The organism is Mycobacterium lepromatosis, from assembly GCF_000975265.2.
GTDB lineage: Bacteria > Actinomycetota > Actinomycetes > Mycobacteriales > Mycobacteriaceae > Mycobacterium > Mycobacterium lepromatosis.
This window is the reverse complement of sequence record NZ_CP083405.1, coordinates 2,965,750-2,990,351: the sequence shown is the minus strand read 5'-3', so window position 1 is coordinate 2,990,351 and position 24,602 is coordinate 2,965,750. Positions and strand designations below refer to the sequence as shown.

The window sequence follows — 24,602 nt, the reverse complement described above, 5'->3', positions numbered from 1 at the left end:
TGGGTTTTCCAGTGTTTGTCTTTAACCCACGACGCAGAGCACCGACCTTGCTCACAGCCGGAGTCACGCCGCTTGGCAACCAAGCCCTCCCAACCTTACTGGCGGGAGTAATCGAGCATTTCGGCGCCGTCTCCGGGAAGAAACTCAAGTAAAATGAAACTGCTTGCATTAGCAAAGTTTTTCACCAGTTTACGCTGGTAAAGATAGTACACTCGCAGCAACAAACTGCCGTCTAGCTAGAGCTAGTCGAACATCCAAAACCCGATGCTGGTGGCGCAGTTGCGGCTCTGCATCGCGTTGAAGATGAGCACATCGGACTTGTTGAGAGCAACAACTTCACCGTCTAGCACCACATGGTGCTCTGTGAGATCGGCTGCCAGTGAACACAATGGGAATATTCTTCGGTAGCGTCACATCCGTTGCTGGAAAAACAACCGTATCGATCCGTGGTCAGCCTCGATCAGGAGTCGGTATCCTTCCCATTGTCTTGGACAAGCCCGCTAGCCTGCCTTCAGGACCACCACCACCAAGCCGCGCTGCGAGTACGAGGGACGATCTCTTCGAACGCGAAGACTTTTCGTCCTTCATCCTCCTGTGCGTCAGCCACTGATGGCCGTTATTTTGCATCAGTCCATAGATCCTGATGATCCGACTGCCGTGCAAGGTTACTATGACCTAACCCTTTTCAGGGAAATGGCGGAACTTCTCGGTGTCGTAGGTTCCCGAGTCCCAGAGGATCATCTGGTCAGCGCCACATTCACCTTTCGGTGATCTCACCCTCGAACATGGCGTAGTCCAACGGATGATCCTCAGTGTGTACCGCCAGGGGTTCACTGACGCGGTGTCTGGACGACTGTTCAACACCGCCCCACAACACCAGTACGCCATCTCGTTCCAGCCGGAAGTCGTAGTACAACCGGCGGTCGTGGTGCTACTGGATGACAAACGTATTTCCTTGATAAGTTCTCGGTTTCACTGGTTTCGTTGAAGGTACCGAATCGGAAATCTTCGATGTGTCACACATGCTACGGTATTTCGTCAGCCGATCCGGGCTGGGAGCTCGGGGCTCCGCGGTGTCCAGCCGCGCCAGCAGGCCAACGTAAGGAGCGACCCGACCAAGTACCTCGTCGTAGTGCAGCTGTCATAGTGCGGGATCGTCGAATTATTTCCAGCTGCGTAACGCCACGACCATCGGGGCTCTTAGTTGCACAGTGAGTACGGAGCAACGGTGGTTTTCGAGCCGCTGCTTGGCTCCAGTCCACAAAAACCTTCTTCGCCCGGCACCTTCGCGTCATGATCAACGTCACCAGAGTAGGAACGGGGTTTTCCAATTGCTGAGCAATGCATTTGGCTAACAACACGGCCCTCGACTACTCTCCGGATCATCAAGCGGTGTGTATGCGGTTCAACCCCTTTGCTGTCGCTGTTTAGCGGGAAAGTGGTCAGCTCGATATCGACGATCAGACCCAGACCGTGCGAGCTCTTTCGGCCAGCTGAGCTATTGTCATACCGTCACCGAGTCCAGGTCGAACACCAATCGGTTTACCAGGCCAGGTTGTAGCCTGCCAGGATCTCCGACAAACCGCCACTGCGGCACTTAATATCTCCGGCGTGGCCTGCTGTGCCATCCAAGCTAGCGCGGTGGGACCGTCGATTAATCGGATAGGTGGTGGTTTCCCGACCGGTGGGTCACGCTGACATGCTGTCGCCAGTACGGCGCCACCAAGACACCAACCGCAGTGGCCACAATTGGCCGATTACAGGTCGGCCACCTACACGTTCAACCTGGCATGGGAGCCTTCTCGCCGGGACACCTCTTGTCCCGCCCTACCGTTGTTTGTACACACCGGCATCTACCGCCGCCGTGCGCGAACCGGGTTGCTTGGCGGTCACGACTCTGCTCAGATGCCTACCGAGTGTCGCCACAGTCAGCTTCGAATCCACTGTCCATCCGTCGCTAATCGTGGACCAGGATCTGGACCGCGAGCGCATCAAACATCTCGTCGAGCGCAGCGACATCATCAAGGTCAGCTGCGAGAACCTAGCTGGATCGATCCCAACCACGCACTGGAGTGAACCACCCGAACCTGGCTGGCATCTGGACCGGCGATCGTTGCGGTGACCATGGCGAATAAGGCGCGCTGGTGTTATGCGCGGCCGACAGGCCCGGGTGGACGCCAGGCACGTCCAGATCGTGGACACCGTCGGCGCCAGTGATGTGTTCATGGTTAGACTGCTCGACGAGTTATGGGGATATGGCTTATTAGGCGCCGATCGATGGGCCAATCTTCAGCGAATCCGGCTCGACACGCTGTCGTCCGCGGCTGGACGCAGCGGACCTGTCGTCGACGCTGAATATCGCCCCGATCTACCCGACCGAGCGGCTATGGATACCCAAAGCACCCTATACCCCAGTACGTTTTTACCCATCAGTAACTCTATAGCAGAGATGCGGATTACCAGCCGACAAATGCACTATCCGTATTTTGCTGCCTGGCGTGCTGTTGCGCGACCTAGAGTGTGAACATACTGATTTTATGCGCTCTATCTTGATAGGGTTCGATTGCTTTCGGGCAGGTGAACATCCAGCTCCGGGCGTACAGCCCTAACCCAGGACCACGGTATCAAGTTCCATTAGGTGCACACCAAAGACAATGGGCGGATCCGATACAAACGAGTGTGCGAGGTATGTGGCTAAGTAGTCGAATGCGATAATTTTCCCAGGCTCACGAATCCGACAACGGCCAATTGGTAGTGACCACAGTGACGATATTGCCACGCTGCTCGAAAAGCACAGCAGCGAGATCGATGTCCTGGAGTTCGTCCCGGTCCGCAACGTCGCCTCATGGTGTTCGACCGCCACTACTTCTTAGAGCAGGATTCGAGGCCGTCTAAATCGCATGTGCTGCTAGCGAAGAAACTTACCGAAAACGACCAGATGGCGATCGTGCATTTCGCTCTGAGTAACAAGACCAGACTGGGGACGCTGCGCGTCAGGGTACTTCGTCAAGCGCGAGGCTATAGTGCTACACACCTTGTTGTGGCCAGATTAAATCCGCTACCCCAACTTACCTGTGCTAGGAAGTAAGATTGGTATCAAACTCGCAGAGCTCAAGATGGTAAGGCAGGTAGTGGAATCGATAGTCCACGAGTTCAGCCCGGACTGCTACCGCGACACCTACCAGGAACAGATGCAGGAACTAGTCGACGCAGAACTTGAATGTGAATAAGCATTTACCGCTGAGGAACAGCCGACAAAGTTTGACGAGACCGAAGAGGTGACTGACCTTCTCACAAAACTGGAGGCCAGAGTAAAGGCGTGCTCCGGTGACTGGAAGTCCCTGGCAAAGAAGACTGCTGCCAAGAAGACCGACTTGAAAGTGGCGTCCAGATTCCAACCTACAGCTCTGAATTCCTGAAATCTTGAGGCTGATACGGCGGAGTGGTCTACCCAGAGGCGTATCGTGTCCCATCCCATGATTACGGCGAAATCACCCTGATCACCGGCAAGGACTTCGCTTATATGGTGGCGTTCGGGATCGCAGCAGCACGGTTGCCGAGCGAGACGACCAGGACCTAACACACGCCCGGCGTCACCGGCACCCGCTGCGCCGTCGAGTAGCCAGGAAGCGGAACGCCGCGCCAAAGAGATTGATCCCGGCTACCACAATGATCAGAGTCAGTGCCGCGCCCCAAACCCGCAGAAAACCCGCGCATTCGGGATTGGTGAGTTCGATGTAGATCAGCAGCGGCAATGAGGCCATGTTGCCGTCAAAAATGTCAAAGTTGATGGAACGGCTGTACCCAACCAGGACAAGCACCGGCGCGGTTTCGCCAATGACGCGCGCAATGGACAACAAGACACCGGAGATGATGCCCGGTATCGCGATTGGAAAGACAATGCGAACAATTGTCTTCCATTTAGGAACACCCAACGCGTAGCCGGCTTCTCGCAGTTCGTCAGGAACCAACCTCAGTATTTCCTCGCTAGACCGCACCACCACTGGCAACATCAGCAAAACCAACGCCAACGACACAGCGAAGGCAGACTGTTGGAATCCCAGGGTGGCGATCCACAGGCTAAAGATAAACAACGCCGCCACGATCGAGGGCACCCCGGCGAGCACGTCAACCATGAACGTGGTCACCCGTACGAACCGGCCAGAACCATACTCTACCAGATATACCGCGGTCATCGATCCCAGCGGCACGGCAATGATGGCGGCCACCACAGCCTGCACTAGCGACCCATACAGGGCGTGGTACACCCCACCGGCAAACTCTTCTGGCATCACACCGCGCAGCGAATGGGTCCACCAGGCAAACCGATTTACAGCGTAGAAGCCTCGCGTGACCACGACCAACAACAACCAGACTAGCGGAACCAGCGCGATGAGAAACGAGGTAAAGAAAAACATTGTTGCAACATTGTTTTTGATCCGCCGTCGCACGCTGATAGGGCGCAACACCACCGCTTTGACCGGACGGTCGAGGGCATCAAAATTCATCGAGGGCTCATCGCAGCTTATCCGTTCACTCTTCCGCCGGAGATTGCTCGAGCAGCCGCATTAACGACGAACGTCAGGAGGAACAGTGCAAATCCTGCCGCGATATACGCCCCGGTAGGCAGCGGTTGGCTAAATTCTGATGCCGCGGAGGCGATCTTGGAAGCGAAAGTGTAACCACCGTCAAATAGCGACCAATTGCCCGGGCGAGCGGACGAGCGCAGGATGATCAGCACCGCCAGGGTTTCTCCCAAAGCACGGCCCAAACCGAGCATTGCCGCCGCGGCAACGCCGCTACGGCCGAACGGCAGTACGATCATCTGTACCACTTCCCACTTGGTCGCGCCCAGCGCCTGAGCTGCTTCGATCTGAACGAGCGGGGTGTGGCGAAACACTTCGCGTGACACCGAGGTGACAATGGGCAGGATCATCACCGCAAGGACGATGCCGCCGGTGAAAATGGTACCGCCGCCCGCTAACGACACATTGCCCTGTTTGAACAGAAACAGCCATCCCAGGTTGCGGTTGAGAAACACTACGATCGGCTGAAGCTTCGGCGCTAACACGAATACCCCCCACAACCCGAAGACAATCGATGGCACCGCAGCCAGCAGATCAACCATCGCACTGAACAGAAGCGACAGCCGTACCGGCACATATTGGGTGAGGAATACCGCGATTCCGATCGCCACCGGCACAGCCAACACCAGAGCACATATCGAACTCAGCACCGTCACCATGAAAAGGTCGCGGATACCAAACGCGAGACTTTTATCGCCAGCGGTGTCGAATTTTGCGCTGGTGAAAAAATTCGCATGGTTCACGCGCAACGAGGGCACAGCACGAAGCAACAGAAATATCGCAATCAGCAGGATCGCGGCGACGACCGTCGAACCAGCCGCGGCAGCGGCCAATTTAAACAGTCGATCGCCCCGCCGTGTTACGTGTGCACTGACTGCTGCTGACGTGGGCTTGATCACAATCGTAGGTACTAGCGAGCTTGTCGCCGTGACGACATCATATCAAGCGATGGCATTAGCCGCAGTCGACAATCTGGATTTGAAAGAATCCGGAATAGGCGCATATCCGTTGTCCCCTAGGCCATTCTGGCCTCCGCCTATGGTGCTCTGCAGGAATGCCTTCACGGCCCTACCGACCTGGGCGTCGGGATACTTTGAGCAAACAATCTCGTAGGTCGCCAGCACGATTGGATAGGAGCCGGGCTGCGCCGGCTTGTAAAACGAGACCGTGTCAAGCACTAGATCGTTACCCTCTCCAATGATCGTAGCCCCAGAAATCGTCTTGCCGACCGAGTCGACACTGATCGCGATGGGTTCTGGATCGGCCGACGTAGCGATCTTGGCCATGTTCAGCTTCCGCGCCGAAGCGAACGACCATTCGTTGTAGGTGATCGACCCTTCAGTGGCCTTGATGGCTGCCGACGTGCCGTCATTGCCCTTGGCGCCCTCACCAACACCGCCTTTGAAGGTCTTGCCGATGCCTTTGCCCCACTCACCGTTTGATGCGACATCAAGGTACCTCTGGAAATTATCCGTTGTCCCGGATTCGTCGTTGCGGAACACGACATGAATCGGCTCATCCGGAAGGGCGACGCCAGCGTTTAGCGCTTGGATCGCGGGATCGTTCCAACTGGCGATGGAGCCATTGAAGATCTTCGCAGTTGTCGGACCGTCCAGGTTCAGTGAACTCAGGCCGTTAACGTTGTAGGTGATCGCAATGGGGCCGAAAACCACTGGTAAGTTCCACGCCTGCGAACCGCAGCGTTGCTCTGCTGCGGCGTACTCCTTTCTACTCAACGGTGAGTCTGAGCCACCGAAATCTGTTTGGTTACCGTTGAATTCGCTAACCCCCGCGCCGGAACCGTTAGCCGTGTAGTTCAACGTCTGGCCTGGACAGGCCCGTTCGAACGCATTAACAAAGCGGGTCATCGCATTGGCTTGGGCTGTCGACCCACTAGCTTTCAGTGTCGGCTTCCCACCGCAACTCACCTGACCTGACGATGGACCTGTCCGAGCACTTCCTGCAGCTGCGTTGTTGTCGCTGCCGCAGCCCGACAACATCAGTGCACCAGTAGCCAGGAGCCCAATCGTGGCACCAAACTGGTTGAACTTCAATCTAGTTCCTCACGGTAGCGTAAATCTGACCGCCCTCAGTAGAGCCGGCACTCTAACTAGCCGTCTTCCCCGAGGTCATGGGGCTACATTAACAAGGTTTACCTGCGGCACATTTTGACTGGCCGTTGTGTATAGACAGCAGAACCCTCCGGGCCCACACATACACTCAAATCGAACATAATTTCGACAAACTTTTCGTTGGGTCGGGTAGTCATCAAAGCGAAGCATTGCATTGGCACGCCCATACAACAACTAGAACCTATTCCAGATAAGGCCACTCAACGAGACGGTGAGGTGCGCTGCCCTGTCGGTTTACATGCCCTGTTGGTTGACAATTGAATGAGAAGGACCACAATGCTCCTTGACAGGTTCCGTGGCGACAACAAAGGTGCCATCATAACCGGTGACGACCACGGCCTCGATGCAACCATCGTGGTAGCTTTCGCCGAGGCCGGCACCGATGTCGTAATCGCGTCGCGAACGCAATCCGAACTAGATGCTGTCGCCGAACAAGTCCGGTCCGCCGGTCGCCGCTCTACACACCGGCAGCAGCGGCCTGGCACATCCCGACATCAGCGCACAGCTGACCGGTTTAGGCCGTCTCGGCGTCCGAGAGACTAGAACATTGTCGTCAACAACGTCGACGGGACCATGCCGAACACCTCAACTAAGGACCTGAAAAACGCACGCACGTTCAATGTCGGCATTACCCACGCGTTGACCGTCGCAGCGGTGCCGTTGATGTTCGAGCGCTCCGACTGCTGTAGCGTGATCAACATCAGCTCCATGATGGGGGTCGGTTGGCCGAACACATGGTTTCTGCCGCCTACGGCACTGCCAAAGCCACGTTGTCGCAGTACACGCGTGGGCCGGCACTGGACCTATTCCGGGTCAACGCCATCACACCTGGGTCCACCCGCACCTCCGCATTGGATGTATTTGCCGCCAACGACGAGCTGCGGACCCCGATGGAGCAGGTGACACCGATACGCCGCTTCGGCGATCCCAGCGACATCGCTTTCGCGACAGTGTATTTGGCGTTGCCGGACGTCATCTACCTAACTGGCAAGATCTGGAAGTCGATGCTAGCCTCACCTTCTCGAATTTTGACCTACCCATCTCGGACCGGTGACCCCATCATGAGGGAGCCAATCATGCCCATACCCGTCATCCAATTGTGTACCGGCAATGTCGGCCGCCCATGCGCTGAAAGCACTTAAATCACGAATCGAAGATCGAGCCCACCGACGTCTGGGTGTCATCGGAAGCTATGCAGTTAAGGACGCCATAGTTTGCCTACGCGATGTATGTTCGAGCATACACCGATCTGGACGCGATACCCGCCACCGGGCCACGATGCGCCGTCTACAGCCTATGACTGATAACCGGCTTGAGGGACTTTGGCGGACTTATCGGCGTGAGCTGGCCACAGGAGTCAACATTGTCGGCAGCGATTCTGTCTTCCTGCAGTATCCGTGACAAGGTGATCCCAACATTCTCATCGACCCCTTGGAAGACATCGTGCGTAATCAAGTTAATCCGGGCTTTGCGAACAACCTACTGCCAATGGCATTGCCCGTCACCTACCTAGAGCATCTAGCAGGTGCGTTGTAAGAAAACCGTGGACTACAAGATTACGCCACCTACGACAACGCCATCGTCATGGTCGACGCGATGGGGTTTGGTAAGCCACTCGACGAGATGCTGATACTGTTGCAACCAGGTGTACTGAGCTTGGCATGGGGATCGGTAGTCCGACAACTGGCTGCGGGCCGGGATATTTTCGTTCGACAAGCTCACCAAGAAGCACGTTCGGGAAGCGACAACCGAAGCCGTCGACATCGCCTCTAACCACATTCCCCACATTCCCAAGGACAGCGCTGCAACAGTACGATTCGAGGTGCTAGAGATGGTCAACGGCGAGTCTTAGAACACGCCACCCGGTTACGCGAAGACCTTGTATCCCCCGATTCGCTGGAATCCGCTCAGCCTGGCGGTTCGTATCGCATCGAAGCCACCCACAAGACTGTCTCACGCGGTAAGCATCTGCCTGCGCAGCCGGCTCAGGGATATTACAATTGCGTCGGATTGGTCACCACCGGTCGGGGGTGCTACGTCCCCCAACAACGCGGTGACCAACCTGTCCTGACAGACCCTCGGTATGCGCCCAGGACCAATCCCAACTACCGCTAGCCCGGTTCACCGGAGCAAGACTTATTCGTTAACCTCACTTGCCTATCGGCAGAGTAATGGTATCGAGGGGTAAAGCGTTGGCGGAAAGCATCCAGGCCGAGCTTAAGACGAGCTGGTATTTACTCGGACCGGCTTTCGTCGCCGCGATCGCCTATGTCGATCCCGGAAATGTGGCAGCCAACGTCAGCTCCGGCGCGCAATTTGGCTATCTGCTACTGTGGGTGATTGTTGTGGCCAATGTTCTGGCCGGTGTGGTGCAGTACCTGTCGGCGAAGCTTGGGCTAGTGACCGGCCAGTCCCTTCCCCAAGCAGTCAGCAAACAAATGAGTCGCCCGCTCCGATTGAGCTTTTGGGTGCAGGCCGAATTGGTAGCGATGGCAACCGATGTTGCTGAAGTGGTAGGCGGGGCCATCGCCTTCCGCATCTTGCTTAGTGTGCCATTGCTCCTCGGCGGGATGATCACCGGGGTGGTGTCGTTGCTGATACTGACGGTGAAGGACCGTCGAGGCCAACTCTGGTTCGAACGCGTCATCACTGGACTGCTACTCGTCATTGCCGTCGGCTTTGCGTCCAGTTTCTTCGTGGCCACACCCTCCCCCGAGGACATGGTGAATGGCCTACTGCCGCGCTTCCGGGGAACCGAAAGCGTGCTTCTAGCCGCCGCGATCATGGGCGCCACCGTGATGCCGCACGCGGTGTACCTGCATTCCGGCCTTGCCCTGGACCGGCACGGACACCCCCACGCGGGCCGTGGCCGGCGTCGACTACTCCGCGTCACCCGCTTAGACATCATCCTGGCGATGACGATCGCCGGAACCGTGAACGCGGCGGTGCTGCTAGTGGCCGCGATCAACCTGCAGCACCATCAGGCAACCGCTTCCATCGAGGGCACTTACACCGCCATACAGGACACTTTAGGAACGACGATCGCGGTGCTGTTTGCGATAGGGTTACTCGCCTCCAGCTTGGCATCCGCATCGGTGGGCGCCTACGCCGGTGCCTTGATCATGCAAGGATTGCTGCAGCGGTCCATTCCCATGCTGATACGGCGCTTGATCACGTTGGGCCCCGCGATCTTGATCCTGGCGCTCGGTTTTGACCCCACTCGCTCATTGGTGCTGTCCCAGGTCATGCTGTCCTTCGGTATACCATTCGCGGTGCTTCCGCTGGTCAAATTAACTAACAACCGCGGACTGATGGGTAACGATACCAACCATCCCGCCACAACTGTTCTTGGCTGGGTCGTCGCGGTACTGGTTAGTCTGCTTAACGTGGTGCTGATCTATCTGACCGTGACCAGTTAACTGCCTGCCGGCATAAGTATTTCGCATACGGGCGCACCTGTGTGAGGCAGATGGTACCGAACAGCTCGACGGCAGGTACCCACTCTACGGTCTTACCAGTTCGGGAGTTAATCAGGCAATATGTGGCGTTGCATCCGACGGCATGCAGGAACGCGTCGGCGACTCCGACCGACAGGTTGAAAAGCGAAAGCTTACTGTGTCTTGCGCTTTTGGTGGTGACGAAATAATTAGTAACTAAACATCCAAGTGTGACACGTCGAGGACCGCCATGCATGCGCTGCAGCGACGACCACCGGTCGAGACAACATACGCCGCCGTGTTAAACAGTTTTAAGAAACGAATTCGATCCGCTCGCGGTGCTGGTCACCGACCACAGTGGATACTCGATCCCAGCGGGTCGCAAATAAGCGAAAGTGTAACCAACGCCCCCCGCCAGTGCGTCGGCTGTCGATAGTGCATGGATACGTCACGAAGATCGAGTGCAGCTAATCTTACACGGGCAGAACGAAACATCCGGATAGCCGGCCGATGGTGGTGCCCGCGTTCATCAGCGTGGGCGAGTTTGGCAGAAATTCAAGATTACGTAGCAACGCCAACAAGAAGCGCTCGGCCCACCACACCGAGGTGACGCTCCGGTACCAATCCTTGGCACCCGCGACGAAGCGCGCCGCTGAGTCCATAATCTCACCAGTCGGCTCGGTCGACCTAACGTGCTCGTCGCACAGGAAAAACGTTTCCACAGGACCACCATGGCAGACAAGCCTAGCTTCGGCTCGTCAAGCACCCTGAGCAGGGCTTTTGCCATGTGCAGCTCGCTGCGCCGCTACCGATAAATTGTCTAGACCCGAACGACGTCGTCCAGCTGGGGTGCGCCGAGCCCGCACATCAGCAAATCGTGCATCCGTTCGATGGGTATAACTCCGGACTCCGGCGAATAAGCGACAGCGCGGACCAGTGTAGCCGACAGGTTCAGATTATCATACCCCGCCTAACGGCTGGCGCGCGACCGTTGCCTCAATCCGTCTGACGTCGAAAACGAAGGAGCGTCCCATCACGGCACCGAACCGGCACCGGCTACGCCGATTTAATCTGCTCCGAAAACGCCTACTTGCTTGGCTCTATATCGTGAGAAATGGCTGGCTGCAAAGCACAGCACCGAAACCGATGTTGGGCACGCTCGTCGGTGTCCGCCTGCTCCGCAACCCTGATGACGACTGCGTCGACGCCAGGAACAACGATCACCTCATGGTCGGTGGCTAGAACATACGGTAGTGCCCATCTGGGAGGTGAAACACGTTAATCAGACCCCGGTGGTCTAATTGATCGATTGTGGTGTCCTTGATCACCAACCAGTAACCGCCCGTTAGCTCCAGGCGCTTCTCCGTATCTTCGGGAATTCCATCATGCACACGTTCAGCCCTTCCGCGGAGGCAGTATAGACGTGCAACAGTCACCAACTTGGATGACCAAAGATCCGTTGCTGTCTCGGTTGACAGTCCACGATGGGGTGATCTTTGAACTCGACCGCTCTAAGAGCGAGCGCCGATCACAGCGCCGCACTCGACGGTGCGGCGTGTTCCCAGGCCCCAGGAAGGGGCCCCAAAAGCTTATCTTTTCAACGAGCCGGATGCGATACACCGCGCGAGACGCGCTAATGTGAGCGCATATGCTCAGCTTATCATCGGGCCGCAGTATCGGCATCATCCGGTCGGCGAAACTGTCCACATCCCCCACGCAGCACCGTAGCCGGTGGTCCTAAACGCTCGCTAAATTTATTCACCGACATCTGAGACCACGGACAGAGAAACATAACCCACCCAAAGTGTATGCGCCGTGGTTAGCGTGAGCATCGATAGCTCAAACACAATTAACACCACAGCCCGGTGGGCTGCTGACGAGCGAATCACCCGAGATATAGCTCTTCCTTGACGTACACCGCCGATATCGTGGCTATCTACTCGAGCGGGGGTTTCAGGCTGCAGATCGCAAAGCTGAACCGCCGCAGCGGCAGGCAAGCCAGTCAACGATCGAAACCGACATTGTCGGAGCGGGACCGCACCCAGCGCCAATTAACGAATCGTATGCGGCAAAAATTATATGCGTGGGGTCACTCGAATTAGAGCGCGCAGGCGACTTGCCGGGATCGACGGCACGTGGGTGGCAGATGGCGAATGGATTGCTATCAGCATTGACCGTTCACCCGACAGCGACTTCCCCATTGAAAACAAGTTCCTCACAGCCAGGCTGTACCGCGCCCCGATCTTGGCATTCGGGGCCGGCACAGAACCCGTTCAACTGGCTTTCATCGGTAGCGGCTAAATCGCTTCGCCAATGCGGCTTGGTGCCGTTGCGACCAAATAAACCATATAAATTGTTAACTTATGTTCGGTGCTGATGGTGCACCACTAAACCGAGCCGAAGTCCTAAAAGAAGCTGCTGAGGAAATCACATGGACGATCACAACGACACCGATTCCAACATGGTCAAGCTGCTCAACCAGCGTCACCGTGTCAGTACCGGACCGCATTGGGGCCGGTTACGACACGGTTAAGCGCGGCCAGCGCCGTCGACCCAAGTAGACACCCCACCGGCAGGCCAGCAGCGATGCACGCCGCGACCAGCCCGTAACCGGAGTCGCTGATCACCGATCAAGCTTACCGCGGGTGATTGCGTTGTAGTTCAACGAATGTTGTCTCTTATGGCGCTGTTGTTCACTGCCACTGCTTGTGGCCGTCTACGCACCCAAACGACACGCTCAGGCTGTGGCCGTGTGCGATAGTGGCTTATGACCCCTTCGAGAAGGTACTTACGAACGCCGACGCCCCGGACGTCCGGCACGCGTCTGTCTTGTTTAATAGTCAATTCTGAACTCCATAACAAAATAACAAGCACAGGTGCTCGACACTAAAGATAACTGGCTACCTGACGGTGTCCACAGCGCGACTGACGACAACTTCGCGTGCGCTATCCGCAATTAGCCAGCTTATTTCCGGTACACCAACTCGGCGGTAGCGCGCTGTAGGTATAACCTTGACGGCACACCGGTTGTCGACGGGTAGACCGGGTAGAGCCAAGAGCCATGTCATCGTGGCGTGGTCGACCGACACCAGCATGATGGTGTTTTCCGTGACCAAGAGCCTAGCATCCCTAGTCATCCATCGGCTTGTCGACCAGGGACGTACTTACCTACGACGTGCCGGTCGCCGAATACTGGCCCACGTTCGGCACGAACTACAAATCAGCCATAACCCATTGGCGACATAATACAGCACCGGACTGTCCCACTTGGACGGCGCAAGTACCGCCGACTGATGTGCCACAACCTTATGGAAGGTTCAACTGGCGGCAGCGACGGCAGAACGGCCACTAGATCAGCCGGTTCTACCATGCCTTGACTACGGATCGTTGATCCTCGACCTGGTGCGCGCAGTCACGCACAAAGGTCGTTACTGCATCTGGGCCAGCCGACGCACCGACCTACACAACACGGATTATAGCCTGCGAAGAGCACCAGAGCAAACCCGCTGTTCAACTTCGTGGCACCGAAAATATCCGCATTCTCGTTCTCGACCACTGTCGGGGAAAGATACTTCCCTGCTATGAAAGCCTTTGGCCAAGAAAACATTACGGTACTCAACGGTGAGGTAACAGCAGCTAATTGAGTGTGCACCGCACGTGCGCTGGCAAGCGTCTATGGTGTGATCACCAACGGGGGAATAGCTCGACGAAATACAGTTACCGTCTTATTGTCGCCCGGACGGTTATCAGGCTTAACCGGCAGACCCAGCCTGTAGCCCAACCACAACCTTTTCCTATCGCTGGCCTGGCACCGTAGGATATCACGCAATATGCATCCCGGGAGTATTGTCCAGATTCATTCGAAGAGGTCAGCATAGGCGGGTCAATCGGGTGGCCCAACCAGGCGATCGGAATCGCGTTCGGCTTTGCGTACAACCGGTCGCCGACCCTGATGATCTTCGGCCATGTTACTTTCGTGGAGCTGGACGCAGCTACGGCTATTTTTGGTCAATAGCGGCTCAACTATGCTTGGAAAATGCGGAGGATGGGGCCGAGATAACGAAGCCGAGAAAAAGAAACCATAGTCGTCCGGCCGACCCACAATATGGCGGCTGCGCCCCGGGAGCCGGCATCGGCCCGGGATGGCTTCACTTGACGGCGCAGGCGCAGTAGTTTAGTCACGTACCCAACGAATGCACACAGTCCGGAAAGCACGTTCCGAGCTCCCCAGCCCCAGTGGCAGGCTGCACCGGAGCGCCGTTCAGCCTGTGATGCCACAGATTGGATCTACCGGCCTGCGAACAGGGTGGTCAACCTTTCTTACCACACCAAGAGGATAAGGCGGACGACCTTGCGGGCTAGCCCGGCGAGGTGGCTGGTTTTGATGACAGCGTCGATGCCCTTATAGCCCTAGGCTTTTCCCTGTTGAACTTGCCACGCACGAATATGCCGTCATCCTCGAGACTTCTGCTCAACACCTCGACATTGGTGTGACGGACGACTCGGTGGCGGCTTTGCACTCTGCCGACGCCCTGTGCGGTGAAAAAGAAGGCGGGATTATCCGGCCGAACCGGCCAGCACGTACGAGACGGTGTACATAGTTCCGGGGATAAGCACCGGTTGACCGGCCAAGGCCAGTTCGGCCGGCGCATCAGGCTGGTACAGCGGTAGCGAGCTGGTTCGCGCCCTTGCGATGCACGCACAGGGCGTGTATCTGGTTGTCGACGGGGTGCTCTTCGCAGCTGGGCTAGGTTGTGCGATGCATTGTAAAACAAGTCTAGCAATGTCGTGGTTTGCTTCTCGAACACCCGACGAGTCGCTCCGGTGAGCATCTGACCGGTTGGCGCGTCCGTATTCGGCCGACCATGGCCAGGTAGACCTGGCCTTCAGGTGAGTGAACGGGCCAACCGTCAGCTAGGGGTCTTGTACTTGAATACTGCAGCTGTCCAAGGCAGTTGCCCATCTGGTGTACGTGATTGGTACAGATCTGGTGGCCCAGGCCACTTGAGCAGGTATGGATCATGACGCGCGCGGCGCCTGACGAAAGACCCATCTGTGTGGCGGCGGTGGGTGGTGTCATCAACACGTTCCACGGCCTGCACTTCCAAGATGCGGCTTCCGAACCCAGGCAGCCAATCTGCTCAAGCCCTCGTTCGATCACTCGCTAGCTAACCTCCGCCGCATCGGTCACCATGAGCATACAGCCGTCTTAGAAGCACTATAAGGTCGCGCGCGTCGCCGTGTCCCCGTTGCACCACAAACCTGGCGCCGTCGGTCAAAATATCCTCCCAGCACAACGCAGTTGGACAACAGCCACACACCATTGGTGCCCGCAATGCCGGCCATGCGCGCCGTACGAGAAGCGAATATCACTGATCGACAACACCTTCAGCACGGAACAGACCTGATACATTGTCGTTGCATCGACCATCAAAGAGTTGGCGTCGATGGCGCCGTCTGCACCGTTCAGATTGACATCAACCGGCACCTCACCCTCAGCGTCCATAACTCATCAAGTACCACCGCCAGCAAATCGTCGTCCCGGTCGACAGTCAGCCGGCGTAGGCAGGTGTGGCACGGCTAGAACCTGCAAGGAATCCAGGAAACTTTCTACCGTGACGAGCACGGCCTTCCTGATACAGCCATCGCTGGTCGGCACCCACGCCTCGATCCGAAGATCCGCAGTGTGCAGCACAATACGGTGCCCTGATGGGTGCTCTGCCAAAGCTTTTCGTGGGTTTGTTTTAGAGGCTTGCAGTGAGTCACCCGGCTCAGGTGATCAGTGCACCGGTTGCATGCCAACACCGCGACCCACTCGAGGGTGCCTGGTTCTTCGAAGAGGTTGGTGGAGCCGGGAAACCACGACGATTTCGTGCATGCCCGGTATCACCGACCCCACCAGATGACCCAGGACGAGGACGACTTCGTCACATCCGCCCATAATCAGCAACGTGGGCGAGCGAACCTTGATACGGAACTCGCCTGCCCGGTCAGGTCGCCCGCCCCGCTACACCACCGCCGCTACCCTAACAGCGGGGATCCGCCACGGCGACCAACCCGGCGCCTGCCCCGATGCTCGCACTACATGGCCTCAAATTGGATCCCCCAAAGCACTGAGACTATGGTGACATCGCTGTCTCGTTATGCGTCAGCACCTCTACGGCAATCCCGTCGGCAACATCCCGCAGCGACGAATCGTGAATCAAACATACCCCGGGCCAGTCGTAGTGTGTGGCTCAAGAATCAGGAACGCCAGCCGATTTCATCGCCACCGAGCCGACGAGTACCCGTCGTTTACCGTGAGCGCTGACCACCGCAGGGTGGCATGCGGCAGGCAGGTCGGCTCCCGCTCCGACACCCTGAATCTCCGCCGCAGTGAAAAGCCGCTACGGTGTCAGTCAACCCCTGATAGTCGAAGTCGAGAATGTGGTTGTTTTTTTAGGATACACACGTTCAGCCGTAGCGGTGTCTGGTTATCCTATTGTATTCGATAACAGATTTTGTACTCAGTGAATTCACCGCCAGCGGTGATCGTTATCTCCAAGTCGACCCCATCGCGCATCGATGGCGGCCGCATCGAGGAGTCTCAGCAGCTCGGCCCAAGGTTAGTGCCAATCCACCGGGAGCGGAATCGAACCGTTCGCGTGCTCGATCAGCTGAACGTATCCCCACGCATAACGCAGATGCTGCTCACGTAACTCCAGTTTACCAGAATACGTCGACACTTCGCCCAAGCATCATGTCACCGCCCAGTAGCACCGTAACCGCATCAGAGTTACCCGAAGCCCCCGACATTGACGTCTCCATCTCGTCGACGGTAGTAGGATCGACGATTGTCAGTCGGGAGGCTTTGGTCCCCACAGCAGTGGCCTTACGGCCCTTCGGCAGGCCGACCCGTCGTCATAGCACACTCGAGGAATGACAGAACGGTCCGGTAACAATGATAGCGGGTGTCCGTTGGCCGGGCGGCTGGCTTCATTGGGCGACAGTATGAGGTTGTTCGACGATCGTGTCGACGCTGGACGGCGCCTTGCCGAGCGCTTGCAGTCGTTGCGCGGCAAGGACATGGTTGTGCTGGGCCTGCCGCGGGGCGGGGTGCCGGTGGCTTTCGAGGTCGCCAAGGCACTGCGGGCGCCGCTGGACGTCCTGGTAGTGCGCAAGCTGGGGGTGCCATTTCAGCCCGAATTGGCTTTCGGCGCCGTCGGTGAGGGCGGTGTGCGGGTGACCAACGATTCCGTGGTGGCCGCAGCTAACCTGTCACAGGACGAGATGGCCGCCATCGAAACGAAGCAACGGGCGGAACTAGTGCGTCGTTCGGAACGGTTCCACCGCGGGCACGACCGCACACCGATCGGAGGGCGGATTGCGGTGATCGTCGACGACGGTATCGCAACCGGCGCGACCGCCAAGGCTTCCTGCCAGGTGGCCCGCGCCCAGGGCGTCAGCAGGGTGGTGCTGGCAGTTCCTATAGGCGGACGCGATATCTTCGCACGATTCGCAGGATACGCCGACGAGGTGGTCTGCCTACATACACCTGCGTTCTTCTTCGCCGTCGGCCAGGGATACTGCAATTTCACCCAGACGTCCGAAGCTGAAGTAATCGCGCTGCTCGATCGCGCTCGGGAAGGCTTTGGCGAGTCCACGGCCACTGCCACACCCAGCGACCCGCAGATACGTGACGAGGCGGGTTGGTGAGCGCTGGACCGGTAGTCGATGGCCGGACATCTGACAATTCCGGAGCATCCGATCGGTACGTCATTTTCGCCCACGGCAATGGCAGCAGCCCCCGCAACCAATGCGTGTCCGAAGTCTGGAATACAGCAGGTCTTGCCACCCTACTATTCGATCTGCTCACCCCTGAAGAGGAGCGCGACCGCGCCAACGTATTTGATGTCGAATTGCTGGAGCGACGGTTGGGTAAATGTCACCGACTGACTAGCCAGCCCGATGCCGCTGCGCTTCGTGGTTCGGCTACTTCGGTGCGAGCATCGGGGCAGGCGCCGGGTTGGTCGCCGTGGCGGATCCCCGCTGTTAGGGTAGCGGCGGTGGTGTAGCGGGGCGGGCGACCTGACCGGGCAGGCGAGTTCCGTATCAAGGTTCGCTCGCCCACGTTGCTGATTATGGGCGGATGTGACGAAGTCGTCCTCGTCCTGGGTCATCTGGTGGGGTCGGTGATACCGGGCATGCACGAAATCGTCGTGGTTTCCCGGCTCCACCAACCTCTTCGAAGAACCAGGCACCCTCGAGTGGGTCGCGGTGTTGGCATGCAACCGGTGCACTGATCACCTGAGCCGGGTGACTCACTGCAAGCCTCTAAAACAAACCCACGAAAAGCTTTGGCAGAGCACCCATCAGGGCAGCACCATTCTCCTAGCTTCCTAGCCCAGGGGGAACGTGTTCCCCCTGGCTGTGGGCAGTTGAGCGTGAATAAATACAGCGTCATCGTCGACCGTGTCGGCTTGGCAGCAGCTATGCACGACCAAGTAGAGTCATCCTGGACCGATGGGCTGTTTGCAACGGCCGCACTGTGGGGTCAGCGGCCATGGCGTCTCCTTTCCCCGGCCTCACCATCACGGCCATTGGTCCGAGCCGAGATTCCCAACAGAACGCGCCGACATGTGTGCAGTTCCTCAAGGGCGGCGATACGGTACGTCTGTCGCAACTCGAACAACTTGTCGGCGGTGTGCGCGCCGATCGCCAAAATCGCTATCAAACCCCTTCACTCCAAAGTGTCCAAATCGAGCGGGTCACCGGCGACCGAACGGGCGGCCTTTCTGTACCAGCGCACCCGGTATGGATCGCCACCAAAGATGGCAACAATCGGCCAGATCATGCGGAGCAAAGGTCAGGGCGTCATTCGAACGCATGAAGCATCCCCGCGTGGCCCGAACTGGCGCACCTGTTCACCAAAAGCTACGTGCACACCTACACAGCACCGTCTTTTGCAGTCATCGAACCAGATACAGAATGGATCCTACTATGTATGCTCATCAGCGGGCGAACGACCGTGTTGTTGGGACTTGTGACCCCGATGGGCAGAGCCTCTGACTCCGGCAATCTCAACGTCGCAGCGGTAGCTTCAAGAACCCCGATCGACCGATGCGAAGGATTACCTTCATTATGAAAAATGTGGATCCAAATTAGAGACCACGTTGAGGACAACGAATATAGGATAGCTCCATCTATGAACTGCTAACGGTCGGCGCGCCAAAGGTGTTCATCAGCAAAGATATTCACTTCACCGTACGGAGTAATGGCAAAATATCACGGTCGATAACCGACCCACGAGTTAGCGCAACAAACAAAGCCCAATAACTCGACAACGATCTCAAACTACAATCATGACCGTAACGGATTAAGTACGTATAAAAATCACCTCGGACCGCAACACAATCGATGCTTAGCTGCGTCGGAGGTACTCGGCTCACACGGCACGGTATCCCGCGTCGTGTGAGCCCTCATCTATTGGCGCGCCATCCACCACGCACCAAAGGTTCCCCGGCTCCCGGCAGCACATAATAATTCCGTACAGCACCACATTACAGCATACTTTCTGCTCTGCCCAACACCATCCACAACAACAGGGTCGTCCTTGATATCGACATGGTACCAGTGAGCACGGGCTAAGGCGACGCATTCCGCGGCAACCACACCGACCACGCCATGACTCTCGATCTGACTGCGCTCTCGCCCCTACAAGACAACACCCGCAAGCCCGCGACCTCTGATCGCTCGAACTGCTCCTGCGGCGAGGTTCACAACCTGTGGACCCGCGAGGGACGCATCTGCGAACACCAAATCCTCGACACCGCGAAACATATCTACAGCCCCGCCAGGCACCAAGACCTCTCGCACCACAATGCCGACAGCGCGAAGACAGTAAATACGTCAACAACACACTCGATCCAATCGCACCCTCTACGGCGAACGGATGATCGCCTGCAACGCTGTTCGCCAGCCGACCTTCACGTTCGGATTCTCCTTGGCCCGCAACGCAATAGTGGCATATCTACACTGTCGACAACAACCGAAGAGCGAGCCACCTTACACTTGCCGCTATGCTCAACATATAGCACGCGCAAAGCGTCGCATGGCTATGAGAGTGCACGCTATACTCACACCTGCCGCACGCCGACGACGACCCAGGCCGATCGCCAGGACTCTAAGAACACCACCGAAGCCCGCCCACAGCCTCCATCGGCTAGGGTTTTAGCCACGTAATCAGAACCATCCCTAGCCCTCGTAGCTCAGGGGATAGAGCACGGCTCTCCTAAAGCCGGTGTCACAGGTTCGAATCCTGTCGGGGGCACTGGTACGGAACGCAGGATTGACACAGGCCAGCGACATTTTTCAGTAACCCCTCACCGGGATTCGGCTTACCCTGATCGTGGAGAGGGAAATTATAGCTCCGTATCAGGCTATCCAGCCCGACTGGCGACAATCAATCGCGCCGTAAGATCGAGTCGATAAGCAAAATCGTCCGGATCTGTCGGAAACAGAGTCGTATAGCGATTCAGTGTAGTCGCCACTGAGTCACACCTAAAAAGTCAACAACGCCATCGAACACAATGGTGGTTTATTCTAACGCCAGTAACTACCAACGCCAAACCACACCCATCGCTGTAGCCCTGCCACCTTTCATCGCAAGTCCTTAGGTGATCAGTCGCCGACGAGCGCACGTCTTTCATTAACGGCATCAGTTACAAAAGATCGGTCGGAGAGGCCTCGAACTCGAAGTGGGCGTGGAACACACGGAGTTGATTGTATAGCACACACAAGAATAGCCCACATCCCCGATCGAATCCGTAGCCTGGACACAGCGACCGATCGCATCACGCAGCCCGATGACTACCCAGGCTCCCGCCCCTGTTATTTGTATTTGTTATTTGCGGTCAACTGCCAACCACTACAACAGGACCACCGGCACCGAATCAAGCATATTCTGACGCACCTTTTCTGGAGTATCGACACGCGCACCCGACCCTGACACTAAGTGTATAAGCCGATCACCGACTCTTCGTGCTCCCCGACGCCGTGTGGACTGAGTTCATGGCCGTGTTGGACCGGCTCGTCTTACACAAACCCCGGTTAGAGAAGCTATTTGCCGAGTGGTCCATTTTCGATACCTAGGCGTGAGCGGCTATAGCGTGCCGTTACCGATCAACGGCGTCGGGGAGCACGAAGAGTCGGTGATCGGCCAACAAGTCGCGCGCGTGCGCCAATATCACCGTAACCGTGAAATTGCTGAGGTCAATCCCCTCGACCTCAGCGGACAAGAAATCACCGCGTCCTGCTCAGAGGTAAGACGCGCTGCAAGATGCTCAGTCTTGGTAGCCATATTCTTTTAGTGAGCGCTTAAAAAGGATACAAGTCTCAACACCGACAGCCTGTACAGTGGTTCCTGCTTAGCATCACCAAATTCCAGTGGTGTCGATAGCGCTAGCAAACGGTTACTTGATCATCTCCTAGCAATTGCTGGTGTTCTTTGAAAAGGCGTTGACGTATCGTTTGTAGTCAAAGTCACCAAGGTATTAACTACAGCGGCCGAAGGGTGCAGACCCTTCGGCATCGTGCAGTAGGGATTTATAACGAGACGACCGCGGGACGACAAGCGGCATTTTGCTTTTGGCTGTCTACGCGGTATCGAAGACGACAGCGGGGATATCTGATATATGTACACGCAGAAGTATCAGGAGACCATCACTACACCGCAGCTATTCTTGATCGGTTTTCTGCGGCCTTATCGACAAGCGCGTCTGTGCATTCAACCATCAAGGCGACACCAGCAAAACCTGCGCCTGATCTCACCAAAAATGATACCAGCACAGCAAACCGCAGCACCAGCAGCAATCGTTACTACCCGAAAGGAACAACGAACAAAGAAATACATAGCCAGAGCACTACCCAGAGGCTAATTCCGTCAACATCTTTGGTAGAGCGGGATCTAACTCGAGGTATGCCGCTGCCAAGAGGTGGGAAACCGATTGATGAAATTCGTCAAACATCTGAGTGGTTCGGAGAAGTGCTCATGAAGTTGAACACGGACTGGTTAAGTCCGTCAGCGTTACCGATGACCCAAGAGACCGCTCCGCATCAAGCGTGACGCACTGCCCTCGCAGTAGATCGCGTAGACCGTCGGAAACGCCTTCCGCACCGGTGGATACCTATGACACTTCAATAGGTTCGGGGAAAACGCCACAGAGATCACAGTTTACTAATCAGTATCAGGACTTCTGAGACCAGGACGCCCAGAGGATGGATACCGATGCCGCTAAGGTGTTGGATGCGCTGCCAGAGTTAACTCCGTAACAGGAACCACCAGAGATCACCGACCAAACCGGGTTGGTCCAGAGGCCATTGCAGTCTAGCATGCCAATAACGGCGACCTCGATGATTCCGATGGTTAAACATTCAGGCCATAGTGATCGTCCGATACGGGGTGTGTGACGAAGTGGCTCGTAACGCCAACAACTGCCAGTAGCAATAGCGGGACCTCGCCACAGGTGTCGAGCAGCCGCACTTTGCCATGTGAAAAGCAATCGGACATGGCGACCAACTACCAGTCTGGTGACCTGGACAATTACGGCGCCCAGACGGCTTGATCAGAGGCAGAGTACCCGACCAGCGCCTGTCATATGAGGGCTGCCGCTGACTTTATAGGTTGTTACCCAACTGGACCGGGCCTAGACAGTCCGGTGACCGCCGGTTTGGATCAGGCAGTTTCGGTCGGCTGATTGTCGGTGCCGCAGAGCTGGATGACGACCATCCAGGTGGCCATTGGGGCACCTCCCTAATGGACAATGGGCTACCTGGCCGTAAAGGCGCAAGCCGAGGAACGACAAATCCTCTACAGAATGCCGGTGGAAAACACGGCCGACATTCCCCATAACCCGTACGACGTATAGCGGTTGCGACCGTCCAGGATATTCCCCAAATCTAGCCGGCCTGACCACCAACTAAATGAGATCGTTGACATGTGCCCCGGCACATGGTGTTCAGGTTTGCTGATGCTGCGCCTCCGGCTAGCGCCGCAGGGGCGGTAAGTCGCTGATAGTATCTACGACGAGCTTGCCGCGATGCTCCGTTGCATGGAAGCAACTGTAATGATACTACGCCTGTCATTGCCGAAGCTCTGATACCACGATCATTCTTGAAATACCTTGGAGATAAATGAAATTCGTGACAGATTGGACCGGAGCTCTCCACCATGGCCGTGATGTCAGCGGGCTGCTTAGACTCCCCGCTGGACGCACTGTCAAGTGTGCTACCTTGGCCGATTGACATTTCGGCACCAGGCTACGCGCGGCAGTGTTTCGGCTGATATCTGACAGTTTCTTGGGTTTCCCCTGCCCAATTTGACCACCTCCAGGTTGGACATTCAGGCTTGTCTCCCGTTACCGATTGCAACGCAGCAACCAAGTTTGGTGCAACTTCCGGCCGTAAACACCGGCTAAGGTCTCAGATTGGATCGAATAGACAGTACGTGCGGCATATAGACGGCTCGACTGGTGTGCCAATTCTCGGCCTCTAACAAACTGATTTCACTCGCAACTTCAACAGAGAAAACCTGGAGCTAGCTAGAGAAAACAGTTCCCAGTGACACTGTCGACTAGCATCTCGGCGCCGCAGCGTAGACCAGTCCTGAGAGGCCGAAGTGCGCTATCGGTAGCCATAGGAGACGGTCGCGCCGATTGCCAACGAATACGACCATATTACGGGCTAAAACAACTCCCATCTGCGAGCCATTGGGCAGCTCAACTTCGCCAACGCGCGCCGCACCTCCAACGCTCACACCCGGGGTTGAACGATCCCGACTTGGCTCAGGTCGATGACACCGTCAACCCGGTAATCGAAGGCTGACTGCAGCGGTTAGACTGTAATCAGATGATCGACGGCGGCTCCGGATTGGTTCTCGTCGGCGACACATATATGCGAGCTCATCCTGGTGCACACCGATCGGTCGCATCAATGGCTGGGGACACCGCACCGTCGGCTGGACCTGTGGCAAAAGCCCGACCACGCTCCTAACGACCCATACGTGCTTCCGCATATGCGGGCTGCGGTACTGAGAACACACTGAACCGCTCATAGGTGAGCCGGAACGACGTCGACGGTTTCTATAGGTGCACAACATACTGTACCCCTAGCGAGTACCTGGCCATCAACCACATCGGGCTGACCGACCTCGGCGAATCGTGGAAGGCTATCGCAGGCAGTGAGATCGAGATCTGTTACCGGTTGCCGATCAATCCCAGAGCCAGCCATCCGGTGGAGGAATCTGGCGTGCGGATGCCGCTGGACGCGGCGAGCAGGTCAACGGTCCGGCCGATGACTACCACGTACCGAACGCAAAGAGTTTCACTAAGTTGAATTTTAGCAGCAGTAACGCCACCACAGTCAGTTTCGTTGTCAGCACTGTAGAGGAATCCTGACATGGATGTTAAAAA

Annotated in this window: 16 protein-coding genes, 1 tRNA gene and 7 pseudogenes; 11 read left to right on the top strand and 13 right to left on the bottom strand. The window is 56.8% G+C overall.

Annotation, left to right across the window (positions count from 1 at the left end):
• Positions 1-242 precede the first annotated feature (242 nt).
• Entirely contained in the window at positions 243-389 is a 147-nt protein-coding gene (locus tag MLPF_RS14130; RefSeq protein WP_156147220.1) for a hypothetical protein, read from the bottom strand.
• Between the two features lie 368 nt (positions 390-757).
• Positions 758-877, bottom strand: a complete 120-nt coding sequence (locus MLPF_RS18120) for a hypothetical protein (protein WP_427901956.1) — start codon at positions 875-877, stop codon at positions 758-760.
• A 987-nt stretch (positions 878-1,864) separates the two neighbouring features.
• Here MLPF_RS18120 and MLPF_RS14125 point away from each other — a divergent pair.
• The 4 genes and pseudogenes from MLPF_RS14125 (at position 1,865) to MLPF_RS14110 (ending at position 3,580) form a co-directional block, all read left to right on the top strand.
• Complete coding sequence (locus MLPF_RS14125) at positions 1,865-2,122, top strand: carbohydrate kinase family protein (RefSeq protein ID WP_052696468.1); 258 nt, start codon at positions 1,865-1,867, stop codon at positions 2,120-2,122.
• A gap of 48 nt (positions 2,123-2,170) precedes the next feature.
• Entirely contained in the window at positions 2,171-2,524 is a 354-nt protein-coding gene (locus MLPF_RS14120; protein ID WP_236685139.1) for a hypothetical protein, read from the top strand.
• Between the two features lie 38 nt (positions 2,525-2,562).
• Positions 2,563-3,419 (top strand): annotated as a pseudogene (ku, locus tag MLPF_RS14115) (non-homologous end joining protein Ku).
• Between the two features lie 23 nt (positions 3,420-3,442).
• On the top strand, positions 3,443-3,580 hold the full coding sequence (locus MLPF_RS14110; RefSeq protein WP_162196963.1) for a hypothetical protein: 138 nt from the start codon (positions 3,443-3,445) through the stop codon (positions 3,578-3,580).
• Positions 3,581-3,593: 13 nt separating this feature from the next.
• On the opposite strand, the gene pstA is transcribed toward MLPF_RS14110, so the two are convergent.
• The 3 genes from pstA to pstS are packed head-to-tail and all read right to left on the bottom strand — an operon-like array spanning position 3,594 to position 6,640.
• The gene (pstA, locus tag MLPF_RS14105; protein WP_045843593.1) at positions 3,594-4,508 is read right to left on the bottom strand and encodes a phosphate ABC transporter permease PstA; all 915 of its coding nucleotides are present in this window, start codon (positions 4,506-4,508) and stop codon (positions 3,594-3,596) included.
• Between the two features lie 17 nt (positions 4,509-4,525).
• Positions 4,526-5,485, bottom strand: coding sequence for a phosphate ABC transporter permease subunit PstC (gene pstC, locus MLPF_RS14100; protein WP_045843594.1), 960 nt, complete (start codon positions 5,483-5,485; stop codon positions 4,526-4,528).
• Between the two features lie 42 nt (positions 5,486-5,527).
• Positions 5,528-6,640, bottom strand: a complete 1,113-nt coding sequence (pstS, locus tag MLPF_RS14095; protein ID WP_045843595.1) for a phosphate ABC transporter substrate-binding protein PstS — start codon at positions 6,638-6,640, stop codon at positions 5,528-5,530.
• Positions 6,641-6,994: 354 nt separating this feature from the next.
• Here pstS and MLPF_RS14090 point away from each other — a divergent pair.
• Both MLPF_RS14090 and MLPF_RS14085 read left to right on the top strand, forming a co-directional pair.
• Positions 6,995-7,772, top strand: a pseudogene (locus tag MLPF_RS14090) (SDR family oxidoreductase).
• 1,117 nt (positions 7,773-8,889) lie between these two features.
• The gene (locus MLPF_RS14085) at positions 8,890-10,137 is read left to right on the top strand and encodes an Nramp family divalent metal transporter (RefSeq protein ID WP_082082414.1); all 1,248 of its coding nucleotides are present in this window, start codon (positions 8,890-8,892) and stop codon (positions 10,135-10,137) included.
• A gap of 491 nt (positions 10,138-10,628) precedes the next feature.
• Here MLPF_RS14085 and MLPF_RS14080 read toward each other — a convergent pair whose 3' ends face one another.
• Positions 10,629-10,877 carry a ribonucleotide reductase N-terminal alpha domain-containing protein gene (locus MLPF_RS14080; RefSeq protein ID WP_050039281.1) on the bottom strand — a complete coding sequence of 83 codons (249 nt, stop codon included), beginning with the start codon at positions 10,875-10,877 and terminating at the stop codon, positions 10,629-10,631.
• A gap of 1,770 nt (positions 10,878-12,647) precedes the next feature.
• The gene (locus MLPF_RS15995; protein ID WP_272946126.1) at positions 12,648-12,782 is read right to left on the bottom strand and encodes a hypothetical protein; all 135 of its coding nucleotides are present in this window, start codon (positions 12,780-12,782) and stop codon (positions 12,648-12,650) included.
• 442 nt (positions 12,783-13,224) lie between these two features.
• On the opposite strand from MLPF_RS15995, the gene MLPF_RS18115 reads away from it, so the two are divergent.
• Positions 13,225-13,401 carry a serine hydrolase gene (locus tag MLPF_RS18115; RefSeq protein WP_156147221.1) on the top strand — a complete coding sequence of 59 codons (177 nt, stop codon included), beginning with the start codon at positions 13,225-13,227 and terminating at the stop codon, positions 13,399-13,401.
• Between the two features lie 1,531 nt (positions 13,402-14,932).
• Here the strand turns inward: MLPF_RS18115 and MLPF_RS18110 are convergent.
• The 4 genes and pseudogenes from MLPF_RS18110 to MLPF_RS14070 all read right to left on the bottom strand — a co-directional run bounded on the left by MLPF_RS18110 (position 14,933) and on the right by MLPF_RS14070 (position 17,016).
• Positions 14,933-15,316, bottom strand: a complete 384-nt coding sequence (locus MLPF_RS18110; RefSeq protein ID WP_162196965.1) for an RtcB family protein — start codon at positions 15,314-15,316, stop codon at positions 14,933-14,935.
• Positions 15,317-15,430: 114 nt separating this feature from the next.
• Positions 15,431-15,661, bottom strand: coding sequence for a hypothetical protein (locus tag MLPF_RS14075; protein ID WP_193386766.1), 231 nt, complete (start codon positions 15,659-15,661; stop codon positions 15,431-15,433).
• Positions 15,662-15,927: 266 nt separating this feature from the next.
• Positions 15,928-16,235 (bottom strand): annotated as a pseudogene (locus MLPF_RS16625) (phosphoribosyltransferase); the annotation flags it as partial.
• A 625-nt stretch (positions 16,236-16,860) separates the two neighbouring features.
• Positions 16,861-17,016 (bottom strand): hypothetical protein, encoded by a 156-nt coding sequence (locus tag MLPF_RS14070; RefSeq protein ID WP_156147223.1) that lies wholly within the window; start codon positions 17,014-17,016, stop codon positions 16,861-16,863.
• A gap of 129 nt (positions 17,017-17,145) precedes the next feature.
• Here MLPF_RS14070 and MLPF_RS14065 point away from each other — a divergent pair.
• Positions 17,146-18,537 (top strand): annotated as a pseudogene (locus MLPF_RS14065) (phosphoribosyltransferase family protein).
• Between the two features lie 151 nt (positions 18,538-18,688).
• On the opposite strand, the gene MLPF_RS14060 reads toward MLPF_RS14065, so the two are convergent.
• On the bottom strand, positions 18,689-18,868 hold the full coding sequence (locus MLPF_RS14060) for a hypothetical protein (protein ID WP_050039282.1): 180 nt from the start codon (positions 18,866-18,868) through the stop codon (positions 18,689-18,691).
• A 1,523-nt stretch (positions 18,869-20,391) separates the two neighbouring features.
• Between MLPF_RS14060 and MLPF_RS14055 the strand changes: the two genes are divergently transcribed.
• A tRNA-Arg gene (locus MLPF_RS14055) sits at positions 20,392-20,464 on the top strand.
• A gap of 692 nt (positions 20,465-21,156) precedes the next feature.
• Positions 21,157-21,285: pseudogene (locus tag MLPF_RS14050) on the top strand (type II toxin -antitoxin system TacA 1-like antitoxin); the annotation flags it as partial.
• Between the two features lie 35 nt (positions 21,286-21,320).
• Here the strand turns inward: MLPF_RS14050 and MLPF_RS14045 are convergent.
• Positions 21,321-21,484 (bottom strand): annotated as a pseudogene (locus MLPF_RS14045) (type II toxin -antitoxin system TacA 1-like antitoxin); the annotation flags it as partial.
• Between the two features lie 2,355 nt (positions 21,485-23,839).
• Here MLPF_RS14045 and MLPF_RS16620 point away from each other — a divergent pair.
• A pseudogene (locus tag MLPF_RS16620) lies at positions 23,840-24,587 on the top strand (beta-ketoacyl-[acyl-carrier-protein] synthase family protein); the annotation flags it as partial.
• Between the last annotated feature and the right edge of the window lie 15 nt (positions 24,588-24,602).

Bases quoted from the DNA above. Each gene is read 5' to 3' on its own strand.
- pstA (WP_045843593.1), bottom strand. From the start codon at position 4,508: ATGAATTTTGATGCCCTCGACCGTCCGGTCAAAGCGGTGGTGTTGCGC.
- MLPF_RS14085 (WP_082082414.1), top strand. From the start codon at position 8,890: ATGGTATCGAGGGGTAAAGCGTTGGCGGAAAGCATCCAGGCCGAGCTT.
- MLPF_RS14075 (WP_193386766.1), bottom strand. From the start codon at position 15,661: ATGGACGCTGAGGGTGAGGTGCCGGTTGATGTCAATCTGAACGGTGCA.